The sequence below is a fragment of the Tenacibaculum sp. M341 genome (assembly GCF_004337695.1).
In the GTDB taxonomy this organism is placed as follows: domain Bacteria; phylum Bacteroidota; class Bacteroidia; order Flavobacteriales; family Flavobacteriaceae; genus Polaribacter.
Map to the genome: position 1 here is coordinate 135,614 of NZ_SJXJ01000011.1, position 12,546 is coordinate 148,159.

Genomic DNA, 12,546 nt, shown 5'->3' on the forward strand with positions numbered 1-12,546 from the left:
ATTTATTTTGATGACTTTGTAATATCTAAAAGTAGTACTCCTTTAGACTTCAATTTAAAGTGCTCACCTATTTCCAATCCGTTCATCATATTTTTCACCAAGATGCTATCTTCTCCCTTTAAACTAACTTTTAAATCTGCAGTGTTTTTTCCCAAATTTACTATTGTCAATACATAACCGTCTTCATTTTCTTTCTTAACAACTTTCCATACACAACCTTTCCAATCCGTTCCGTTACTTTCCGTTACATTTACTCTTCTTTCTTCTTTAATTTCTGAAATAGCTATGTCTTTAAATTCACTCAAGTTAGCATTATCTGCATAAACTAACTTTCCTTTACTTGCTGATAATTTTACAGCATGTAATTTACCGTATTCATTTTTAGTCAAACTTTCCTTAGAATCAACAACAACAACTCCACCTTTATCTAAATAACTTTGTAAAGCTTTGAATTCACTTTCGGTAATATATGGTGTTTTATACACCACTACAACATCCCAATTTTTGTGATCTTGTTTATTAATAATTTTTTCTGTTGCAAACCCAATATTAAAACCTTCAAAATACATTGACTCATACAACTTTGATTGCTCTGTCATATGATGCTTTTTATTAATTGCTGAAGTTTCAGAATGAAAAATTCTTAATGGTCGTCTTTGATCTCTTAAAGCTAAAATTTCTTCAGAAAAACTATTTAAATCGTACATTACTTGAGAAACTTCATTCACTACATGTGGTTGCATATTTGCTGAACCTGCATATGAACCTGCTAAAGCAGGATCGAAAAAATTCAATTCACCTTCAAGTCTATCTTCTGGAGAACCATCAGCATCTCTTGCCCAAAACCAAGACATACTTGCATCCATTCCGTGTAAAGTTGCCAACCAAAAACTACTTCTAACATAATCGATATCTGTATCTAATTCTCTAAACCCAGAAGTAGATAAGAAATGTCCTTCTGAATTGATATGCAACTTATTCGGTGACACTGATTCTTGAAAATCGTAAGAATGTGCTAATTCATTCCAATAAAAAGCATACTTTTTCTCCCATTTTTCAGGTTGTTTGGCTCTGAAGTTTCTTCCTCCTGTAATTTTTGCATCGTCACCAATCATAGAAGTTAATTCTGTTAATGCTTCATAATCGATTCCATGAGAACGGTGATCGCCAATAAACATTTTTGCCATGATTTTAATATGGGTATCAGCATCTGGATTTACACTTCTTAATTCATTCTGCAAAAAAGTAAACCATTCAATACCTCTATCCATATTATAACGACACCAATCGTACCACAATGGTGTACCACGTTGAGCTGTATTCATAGGAATATCTATAGTAACTTCATCAAAACTTTTAAAGTTACTTTCCCAATATTCATTTAACGTTTTTAAATTACCATTGTATTTTTTTTCTAACCAAACTCTGAACTTATTTAACGTATACGATGAAATTGAATTCATCTCTAAATACTTTTGTGTCCAATGACCTTTTTCAGAAAACCAATGTGGCTCGTTAGACAAAATGTAACCTAAATCGGTAACTTTTTTCCCTTTAGTTATTTCTCCTGTCTTTTTGATTACTTTACTCCAAACCTCTCTCAACAAAGGATTATCCACATCAAAACCTGTAAATAACGATCTTCCTTTTTCTATTTCAGGTTCTTTCTTTTTCATCCAATCAGGAACGCCCATATTCCAAAGCAACAAAAAACCAATGTTAGTATCTGGAACTTCTGTGATGTAACTCAATAAAGTTTCATCAAAAGTTCCATCTTCATTTAACATGTATGGATTACTAGGACGATCTTTATTTACATCATATAAATGACTTCCTGTATGATAAATTGCACCTAAATGATCATTGTAAATATTTTTATCTGTTAAAGGAGCTCCAACAGTTTTAGAAAAATAATCATGTAAAAAAACAGGTCTTCCATTATTTACTAACTTATTTGTTTCAACAGTAATATTATCCCAAGCAACTTTTTGTGCAGGTTTTCTAGTTACTTTTCCGTTTAAAATATTTTCTAAATCCTCAATTCCTTTATCTAAAATTTGAATGACTTTTTTTCTTTCAAAATCTGGTAAGTCTTTCGCTAAAGTTTCTTTCTCTGCCTCATATTTTTGATAATATCCGAATAGTTTTTCAACTGCATCATAATTTTCTTGATCCCAGTTTGCAAACTTTAAAAACTCTTTAGAAAACCATAAAATGGTTTCTTCTCTAGCTACATCTATTGATTTTTCTCTAGCATTATCCGTTAGTTTTTCTAAAATTTCAATTTTTGTTAAAGCTTCACTTTCTAATTTATTTTTAAGTGTTGTTTTACAACCAAAACATAAAATTGTAAAAGCTACTAAACTTAACGTCTTTAGTAGTTTTATTTGGTTTGTTAATCTCATTATAATTTGTGTTTGTTTATTATTTCATCTGAACTAAGCTTATTCAGATTTCTTCATCAATTTTTGAATTTCTTCAATAGATAAGTTCTTTGTTTCTGGTAAAAATTTATATAATATAAAAAGTCCTATTGAAACAATACTTGCATAAAAAATAAAGATGGTACTTGCTCCCATGTTTTGTAATTGCCAAGGAAAAAAGAACTGTACAATAGCACTTACTGTACTCGATATTAAAGCAAATAAAGGGATAGCAACTCCTCGTAAAGAAATAGGAAATATTTCTGATAATAATACCCACATTATTGGTCCTATTGAAAAGTTAAATGCCGCTACAAAACTTAATATTCCTAATAAAATAAGTAACGCATTAATATTTGTTGCTTCTTGTAATAATGCTCCTGAATTATCTCTTGCTGATGCTTCTCCTAGTACTTGTTTTATTGCTTCTTTAAACTTTGTATCACTTTTAAACTCTTTTCCTACTAAAACTGTAAGCTTATCAACATCTGGAATATTTTTCATTTTACTGATCGCTTCATTTGTAATTTTATAAGTAGCTTGATTGAATCCAAATGCGCAAATTCCTAAACTTAAAATAATCCATATCAAACCACCAACCACTAACGGCCTTCTACCTATTTTATCTATTAATGAAAGTGATAAAACAGTTGCTAACAACCCTATAACTCCTAGCCAAATTGCACTAGCAAAAGCTCCATCTGTTCCTAAACCAAGTTGTTCAAACATTGTAGAAGCATAAGTCATAATAGCATTGATTCCTGTTGATTGTTGAACAATAGCTAAAGTTAATGCTACAATAAAAACTATTTTCATTGGTGCACTAAATATCTCTTTTAGTTGTGATGTTGTTGATTTATTGTTATCTGCTTTAGAGACACTTTCTTTCATTTCCTGAATATGGTCTTCTATTTCATTTTCAGGATATACTTTTGCTAAAGAACTTCTAGCTTCCTCTTCTTTGTTTTTATACATCAACCACGCTGGACTTTTAGGAATAAAAAACAAGAAAATATACCAAAAGAAAGCTGGTAAAATTTCAATTCCTAACATCCAACGCCATCCTGTTTCTTTTAAATTGATTGCTGTTACCCAAGCTGCATCTGTTCCCATTTGTTGTAAAATCCAATAATTGATAAAATAGGCTGCTGAAAACCCTATTCCAATATTAATTTGTAACATTGAAACTAATTTCCCTCTTTGTTCTGGTGGAGCTATTTCTCCAACATACATAGAAGCTAACGTAATAGAACTAAAAGCTAGTCCTCCTAAAAAACGTGCTAAAAACAATGTAGTAAATGATGTTGCTAATGCAGATCCAATAGCTGAAACTATGTATAATAAAGCAATGGTTTTCAATGTTGCTTTTCTTCCGTATTTATTACTAGACCAAGCAGCTAAAGGCAATGCAATTAATACTCCGAGACCTGGACCAAAACCAATAGCGCCAATTTCCCATTCATTTAAATTAAATTCAGCAGTAATAAATTTAAATCCTCCTGAAATTAATGCTGCATCTAATCCAAAAACAAAGCCACCTAAAGCAACTATTGTTGCATATATAAACACGTTTTTCTTATATGATTTCATAAATTATTTTAAGTTAGTTTTAGTTTGTTCTCCTATAAACACATTAGTGTTAAATGTATTTATTTCCTTTTTTTGTTCTTCTCCATTAGACCATTTTACTTTAACTATAACTGTTTTTTTACAAGTACCTAAACCAAAATGAATTTGATTATTAAATGAGAGTGAATAGTTTGCTCCTGTACTTCCTATTCTTTTTTGTTGTATACCTGTGCAAGATTCAATAGAAACCAAAGCTCCTAAAGCAGTAGCTTTGTTTGATGAAGAATTTCCTACTGTAATTGTTATGTAATTATTTGTTTTGGCTTTATCTAATTCATTTTTGAATAAATGCCACTTTCCTCTTTCATCGCCAATTACAACATCTTGATTACCATCTTTATCGTAATCAATCGTTTCAATAACCAAACCAATACTTCCTAACTCTTTTGTTACTATGTTATGATCTTGATAATTTTCAAAACCATCTATTCCTTTATTTAGGTAAAGAATTGTTTTATTGTTGAAAACCAAATTTCCGCGTTTACGAATCATTAAATCTTGAAAACCATTATTATCAAAATCTGCAACAGTAGTAGTAACAGTATTTTCTTTTAAATAAACTCCCCTTTCATTAGTAACATCTTTAAATAAGCCTTTTTTGTTTTCTAGTAAAATATCATGTAATGCTTTATCATAAGTTTTTTCTTTATAATCTTTTACATTATGAATTACACCTGTACTAGGTGACCATAAATAACCTGCCAACCTCCACTTTGTATTCCCAACATAACCAAGATATATTCCTTTTTTATGTTTGAAATCCATTTTATCTGGAAAACCTAACGCATTACTATTAGTTAATCTTATGTTTCTACCAGAGTGTGTTTCTCCTTTAAACTCATAATTATACCCAGTTTCTCCTAAAAACAAAGCTTCATTATATGGCCATTGAGTTTGAAGATTTTCAATCTCAAGTACATCTCCTACTTGTATATCTGGTATTTTAAACATTCCTCTTTTTGTATAAAACCCAAATGCTTTTGTTTGTTTATTGTAGAATGTTTCTTCTTTTTTAAAATCTTCTCCTCTTGAAATATATAGATCTAAATCTCCATCATTATCAAAATCTATCTCAACAATACTTGTTGCTCTTTCTATAAGAAACGGAAGTACTTTTGTAGATACTTCTTTAAAATTAAAGTTTTCTGTTCCCTGATATACTTTAATTGACGCATTTCCATATAATATGATATCTAAAACATTGTCATTATTAATATCTGTCAATAACGATTTTTGCCCATCACCTTTAGAAGATGGTAGTTTGTTTTGAAGTAATAATGTTCCTAATCCGTTGTTTTTATAAATATAGTTTTCGCTATCTCCTTGTTTCTGTTTATCTGGAAATGCAAAATTTAATAAATCTAGACTTCCGTCATTATTTAAATCGGCAAATTTTACTGTTCTACCCCTCATTAATTCTAAAGGAGGATTAAAATCAGGTTGAGCTATAAACTCTCTATTTATAACTTTAAATAATTTTGAATTCCTTGCATTACTACCTGAACCACCTCCTCTGGACATTATAACTTCTATAAAACCATCTCGATCAAAATCACCAGCAGAAATTCCATGTAAATCTCCCATAATTATATCTAATGGTTTTGCAAATTCACCTTTGTTATTCCAACAAACTTGAACGCCAAAACCATGATCATTTATCAATAAATCGAGATATCCGTCTTGATCTAAATCTACGACTACAGGAGCGTCCCATTTTCTTAGATTTTTTTCTTTTCTTGGAAAACCTTTTTTTACTTCTGTAAAATTATTTTGACTTTTAGACTGACAATGACTAATGGAAAACATAAAAATCGTTCCAAATAAAAGCGTTTTAGGTATAATCTTATGAGTTGTGATTTTCATATACTACTTTTCTATATTTTCATGTAGTAGAATTACTTTAAGTTTTTTAAAAAATTATAGCAGTTTTTCTTTATAAATTCTTTGATTAAAAAATTATAAAATCTAAAAAGTAAAACTGCTATTTATATGCATGGGAATTATTATGTTTTACCAAACAACTGGCATAAAAACAGTCATTTCTGCCTGCCCTCTATTGCTCCAAGCAAAATAAGGAACAAGATTTGTTTTATAAGAATTCCATTGAGGAGCTTTTACTGTTTTGTACATTGAATTTGGATTATCACTACGTAACATTAATTCGCTATTAATTGTAGTAACTCCTCCTAAAAAATCTGGTTTAAATTCTGCTTCTAAAGCTTCTTTTCCGTTGATGTAAACATCTAAAATATTTGTATCCTTTGGTAAATCTGGAGACTCTACACAATACACAACCGGACCTCTTTTTACAGCAACCTGATTTCTTACCTCTTCAATACGTGGATGACCTTCTACAAAATGAGTTTCCATAGGCAAATCTATTGTAATTACATCTCCTGCACTCCATTCTCTATTTAAAATAGCATAAGTACCAGAAATAACTTCTGCAGTAACTTTTTCACCATTAATTGAAATTGAAGCATTGTTTACCCATTCAGGTATACGAACTAACAATTCAAAAGCTTCTGATTTACACTCTTCAATAGTTAGGTTGATACTACCTTCCCAAGGATAATTAGTTTCTTGAGTAACTTTTATTACTGAACCGTCTAGTAACTTTGTATCTAAAACACTACTTCCGAAAAGATTTACTACTAATCCGTTTTCAGATAGACTGTAAGCCCATTCTGAAACTCTAGCAATTGTACGCACCAAGTTTGGTGGACAACAAAAACATTCTAAATATGGTTTTCTTTCTGGAGTTTCCGTTACATCTTTATGTGCATTGTAGTCTCTTGTATTATTTACCATACGTAATGGATTCGCATAGAAATACTCTTTCCCAGTTAAACTGATCCCAGAAAGCGCACTGTTATACATAACTAATTCTATGATATCTGCATATTTAGCTTCTCCTTTTACACCTAACATTCGATAACTAAACATGGCATTACAAAGATTAGCACAAGTTTCATTGTAAGCAGTCATATTCGGCATCATATAATCATCAATAAAACCTTCTTCGATCATATCTCTGTTCTTTGATGCTCCATAATGTGTTTGTCCAACTGCTCCAGTTACATACATTTTCTTCTGAGTTACACTTTCCCAAAGCCTGTCTAAAGCATCCAATAATGCCTGCTCTCCTGTTTCTGCATACACATCTGTAGCTCCTGCATAATAATACAAAGCCAATACAGCGTGTCCTACAGGTTCTGTTGCATCTCGAAGTGCAGTTCGCTCTTGTACCATATCTCCTATAGGATAACCTTCTGTAGTTGAATGGTGTGCTACTTCATATTTACCTCTATTGTTTATAAAACGTTCTGCTAATTCTAAATACTTTTTATCACCAACTGTTCTATACAATTTTACCAATCCCATAATTTGAGTTTGATTAAAACCAAAACGACCGTAATGTTTGGTTTCTGGCATAAAAATGGTATGTAATAAATCGGCATGTTTTATAGCAATATCTAAGAAATTTCTTTTTCCTGTAATAGTATAATGTGCACAAGCACTTAATAATAAATGCCCAGTATTATACATTTCGTGATACTTTCTGTTTTCGTAACGATCTGCATCTTCTCGTAATTGAATTTGAGTTTGTAAATACCCATCTTCTTCTTGAGCATTTCCTATAATTCTGATGTACTCATCTAACTTTTCTAAGATCTTTTCATCCTTATTATGTCCGTATACATATATCTGAGCTTCCATGTATTTATAAAAATCACCATCGTGCCAATACATTCCTTTATGCTCTCCTGTTTTTTCTCCAGCGGCAATTTTAAAGTTGTTCAGTGCATGACCAATATCTCCACACAATACATCTCCCATGTAAGGAACCATAATATCTTCACAAAGTTTAAATTTGTCTGCCCAAAAACCTGTGGTCCATTGACAGTCTCCTAATTTAATTCCTTTAAACTTTGTATGTGTTGCAATCTCTTTTTTATGTATACTAGTTGATTCTGTTATCATTATCTGCTATGCTTTTATATATAAGTTGAATTAATTCAACATTTATTTTTTAATTTTTAAGATTCTTATTGAAAGAACTCCCTGAAGTTTTTTCTCCTTTATTCCAATATTTATCCATTCTATCAATATCATATTTTTCATAACTCTTCTTCAACATCCATCTGGGTCTTTCTAAAGTTAATTCCCAATCAAACAACTCTTTGTACATTTGTCTATACAGCTCTGGGTGTTCACTAGAAACATCATACAACTCTTTTTCATCTTCAACAATATTGAATAACATTGCAGGACGATCTGGAAATCGTATCAATTTCCAATCCCCTTTTCGAATTGCACCTCTACCATCTTTTCTCCAAAATAACGCTTGATGTGGTTCTCCTGTTTTGCTTCCTTTTATATACGGAAGTAAACTCACCCCATCGATATCTTTTATCTTAGAAACATCTCCTCCTCCGATTTCATAAAAAGTTGGTAGTAAATCAAAAGTACTAATTGGGTATTTATAACTTGAACTTAGCTTTTTTTCCTTGGGAAGTTTTAGTAAAAATGGTACTCGAATCCCTCCTTCTAAATGATTTGATTTTGTTCCACTAAGTGGATAATTTACAGATGCATTTTTATCAGAAGGTCCGCCATTATCATTGGTAAAAACAATTAAAGTATTATCATCTAAACCTAACTCTTTTAATTTATCCATAATTTTACCACAAGCTCTATCTAAAGCTAATGTCATTGCAGCTACTTCTTTTCGTTTTCCTTTCAGATTCGGAAACTTTTTTAAATCTTCCTTTTTAGCATCCATTGGTGTATGCACAGCATTAAAAGAAACAAATGCAAAAAAAGGTTTCGATTTATTCTTCTCTATAAACTTTATTGTTTCATCAGCTAAAAAATCAGTCAGATACCCATTATGCTCCTGATAATTTTCAAATCCTTTTTCTAACCAATTCAATTTATCTTTTGGTAATTTCTTGTATGCAAAATAATCTCTTGCTCCTCCTCTAAAACCATAAAATTCATCAAAACCTCTTTTTGTAGGATGAAAACGATCGGCCCCACCAACATGCCACTTTCCGTAAAAACCAGTAACATATCCTAAACTCTGCATATAATCTCCCATTGTTTTTTCCCCTAACGGCAATCCCATTTCTGCATTATCTTGAGCAGAAACTTCACTCATATAACCGGGTACATTATTCTCTTCGTAACCAAAACGTTGTTGATACTTACCTGTTAATAAACCTGCTCTTGATGGCCCACAAGTTGGATCTGTTACATAAGCTTGTTTAAATTGTATACTTTCATCTGCTAATTTATCTAAACTTGGAGTTAGCATTTCTTTGCTTCCTTGAAAACCAAAATCATTATAACCTGCATCATCTGCAAATAGTAATATAATGTTAGGTTTATCTTGAGCATTGATTATCGCTCCTATATTAAATAGAGCTAATAATAAGAATACCTGTAAATGTTTTTTACTCATTATCTTGTTTTTATAAAACACACAATCATCAAATTTATAACATCAGTAACTATAATAGTTCGTTAATTTTATCGTAAGCACACAATATTTTATCTTAGTTAGGGTAAATATATCTCAATAAACTTTTCTCTTCTTCTTACTTCTCATATTAAAAACCTACTGAAATAGATAAAATAAAGTTAGTAAGAGGTAATTTACACCTCTACTTCTTATCACATTTTTTATTGTTTTGTTTTAGGTTATACTTTATTGTGTATACAGCAATTAAGTTTTTAACCAAGAGCTGTAAGTTCTTTATATAAAGTTGAATATTATGACTTCTACATATTTTATTAGCTGTGATTGGGGTACCACTAATTTCAGATTACGTGTAATTGAAACAGCAACCCTAACTGTTATTGAAGAGAACACGTCTGATTTAGGAATTAGAGATTTGTTTGATGTATTTAAAACCACTTCTTCAATAACTCAATTTGACTTTTTTTCGAATCATTTAAAAAAAGAAGTTTTAAAGCTACCTCAAAAATATCAAAATGAAATTATTGTCATTGCTGGTATGGCTTCTTCCAATATTGGTTTAAAAAACATGCCATATGCTAATTTCCCTTTCTCTATGGATGGTAGTAATTTAAATTCAGAATATTTAAAAACTTCCAATGGATTAAACATCGTATTAATTTCTGGTGTAAAAAATTCTTCAGGAATGATGCGTGGCGAAGAAGTTCAAGCAATAGGTTTGGCTAATTTTTTAAAAGATCTTAACGAAGGAATATTATTACTTCCTGGTACACACAGTAAACACATATCTTTTACTAACCACTCTTTCACCAATCTAAAAAACTTTATGACTGGTGAATTATTCGACATATTATCCAACACTTCTATTTTAAGTAACTCGGTGGTTTCTACCACTTGGAATTCCGAAAAAAATCAAGCTTTTAAAGAAGGTATTGAAATTGGAATTAAGCATCAACTAGCTGCTAGTTTATTTAGCGTTAGGGTAAAAGATGTTTTGGAAAATAAAGATAAAAAAGACAATTATTATTTCTTAAGTGGTATGCTCATTGGTAATGAGTTAAGCTACTTACAACACATAACAACCAAATTATTTTTAGCGGCATCTAATCCTATGTTTGACATGTATAAGACTGCGCTAGAAATGATTATTCCTAAAAATCAACTTGTACTATTAGATGATTCAATTTTAAAAAACGCGTTTTTAATAGGACAACAAAAAATACTCTTATTACATGATAAATAACAACTCTTCTTTCTCTTGGGATTTATTTAATGAAGCTCCCATTATTGGAATTGTAAGAGGTTTAAGTAAAGAAACTACTCTTAACATTGCTAAAACCTTTTTAGAAAGTCAACTCTATACGTTGGAAGTAACTATGAACACAGAAGGAGCTACGGAATTAATTAATAATCTTAAAAATAATTTTCCTAAACTAAATATCGGTGCAGGAACTGTTTGTACCATGGTTGACTGCCATAGGGCAATTACAGCTGGTGCTCAATTTATTGTTACACCAATTATAAATGAAGAAGTTATTACTTACTGTGTTTCTAAAAATATTCCAATTTTTCCTGGTGCTTATACTCCTACTGAAATATACAAAGCTTGGTCTTTAGGGGCTTCTGCTGTAAAAGTTTTTCCAGCAACCCAACTAGGACCAAAATACATTAAAGATGTGTTAGCTCCTCTTAATGACATAAAACTATTGCCTACTGGTGGTGTTTCAAAAGAGAATATTTCATCATTTTTTGAAGCTGGTGCTAAAGGTGTGGGTATGGGTAGCTCTCTTCTTCATAAAGAATATATAGCAACTGAAAACTTCACCGATTTGAAAACACATTTTCTATTGATTAAACAGCAAATTCAAGAGTATTTAAAATGAATATGAATCCTAAAAAACAATACGATATTGTCATCGATTCTCCTGGTAGAATTAATCTTATTGGAGAACACGTTGATTACAGTGGTGGTCATGTATTACCTGCTTCTATTGATAAAAAAATCACGTTAAGTTTTCGTAAAAATGATACTGAAACTTGTAAAGTATACTCTGAAAATTTTAAAAATCAATTTGAAATTAATCTAAATGATTTAAAAAGAAGTAATATAGAATGGCATAACTATATTATTGGAGTTATTTTTCATATAAATGTACTAAAGCCTAATGCTGTAAAAGGTTTTGACTGTAATATTTATAGCAATTTACCTTTGGGCTCGGGTGTTAGTTCTTCTGCTGCTTTAGAGTGTGGTATTGCTAAAGGTTTAAACGAACTATTTAACATTGGACTTACCGATATTGAAATTATTAATATTTCAAAAGATGCTGAACATACTTTTGTGGGTACCAAATGTGGTATTATGGATCAATTTGCTGTAGTAAAAGGTTGTGCTGATCATCTACTTTTATTGAATTGTGAAACACTAGAACATCAATTAATACCTGCTGATTTTGGCGATTATAAAATCATTTTATTAAACACCAATGTTTCTCACAACTTAGCCACTAGTGAATATAATGTGAGGCGTGATGAGTGTAATACAGCTTTAGAAGCCATCAATAAAAAATATCCTGAATATACATTATTAGCTCAAGTAAGTCCAAAGATTATTCAAGAGTTTAAAAATATATTACCTCATAAAATCTTTAATAGAGCTTTATACATTACAAAAGAAAACAGAAGAACTCTTTATGCTGTTGAATGCCTTAAAAATAAAGACATTGTAGGTTTTGGAGAATGGGTTTACAAATCGCATAGAGGACTTACCAATTTATTTGAAGTGAGTTGTGAAGAGCTCGATTTTTTAGTTGATTTTACTCACAATCTTGATTATGTAGTGGGAGCCAGAATGATGGGTGGTGGTTTTGGTGGATGCACCATTAATATTGTTCATAAAGATTTTCATGAAGAATTTATCAATAGTATTTCTCCTGCTTACCAAGAAAAATTCAATATTAATCTTACTCCAATTACAGTAGCTATAGGAAACGGAGTTTCTAAAATTTAATT

The 12,546-nt window shown here is 30.7% G+C and carries 8 protein-coding genes; 3 read left to right on the plus strand and 5 right to left on the minus strand.

The features are described 5' to 3' along the window. Positions 1-2: 2 nt before the first annotated feature. The 5 genes from EYW44_RS14215 to EYW44_RS14235 form a co-directional block, all read right to left on the minus strand. Positions 3-2,405, minus strand: coding sequence for a glycoside hydrolase family 42 (locus tag EYW44_RS14215; protein ID WP_132724336.1), 2,403 nt, complete (start codon positions 2,403-2,405; stop codon positions 3-5). A 39-nt stretch (positions 2,406-2,444) separates the two neighbouring features. Next, positions 2,445-4,013 carry an MFS transporter gene (locus EYW44_RS14220; RefSeq protein WP_132724337.1) on the minus strand — a complete coding sequence of 523 codons (1,569 nt, stop codon included), beginning with the start codon at positions 4,011-4,013 and terminating at the stop codon, positions 2,445-2,447. A 3-nt stretch (positions 4,014-4,016) separates the two neighbouring features. Next, positions 4,017-5,915 carry a CRTAC1 family protein gene (locus EYW44_RS14225; RefSeq protein WP_132724338.1) on the minus strand — a complete coding sequence of 633 codons (1,899 nt, stop codon included), beginning with the start codon at positions 5,913-5,915 and terminating at the stop codon, positions 4,017-4,019. 147 nt (positions 5,916-6,062) lie between these two features. After that, entirely contained in the window at positions 6,063-8,036 is a 1,974-nt protein-coding gene (locus EYW44_RS14230) for a glycoside hydrolase family 127 protein (protein WP_132724339.1), read from the minus strand. Between the two features lie 49 nt (positions 8,037-8,085). Beyond that, positions 8,086-9,519: a sulfatase-like hydrolase/transferase gene (locus EYW44_RS14235; protein ID WP_132724340.1), complete on the minus strand. Its 1,434-nt coding sequence runs from the start codon at positions 9,517-9,519 to the stop codon at positions 8,086-8,088. A gap of 313 nt (positions 9,520-9,832) precedes the next feature. Between EYW44_RS14235 and EYW44_RS14240 the strand changes: the two genes are divergently transcribed. Genes EYW44_RS14240 through galK form a run of 3 tightly spaced genes read left to right on the plus strand, consistent with a single transcriptional unit; the run spans position 9,833 to position 12,544 of the window. Further along, entirely contained in the window at positions 9,833-10,780 is a 948-nt protein-coding gene (locus EYW44_RS14240; RefSeq protein ID WP_132724341.1) for a 2-dehydro-3-deoxygalactonokinase, read from the plus strand. Further along, positions 10,770-11,420, plus strand: a complete 651-nt coding sequence (locus EYW44_RS14245) for a bifunctional 4-hydroxy-2-oxoglutarate aldolase/2-dehydro-3-deoxy-phosphogluconate aldolase (RefSeq protein WP_132724342.1) — start codon at positions 10,770-10,772, stop codon at positions 11,418-11,420. Before EYW44_RS14240 ends, EYW44_RS14245 begins: the two co-directional genes overlap by 11 nt. Before the next feature lie 2 nt (positions 11,421-11,422). Beyond that, on the plus strand, positions 11,423-12,544 hold the full coding sequence (galK, locus tag EYW44_RS14250) for a galactokinase (RefSeq protein ID WP_243643668.1): 1,122 nt from the start codon (positions 11,423-11,425) through the stop codon (positions 12,542-12,544). Positions 12,545-12,546 lie beyond the last annotated feature (2 nt).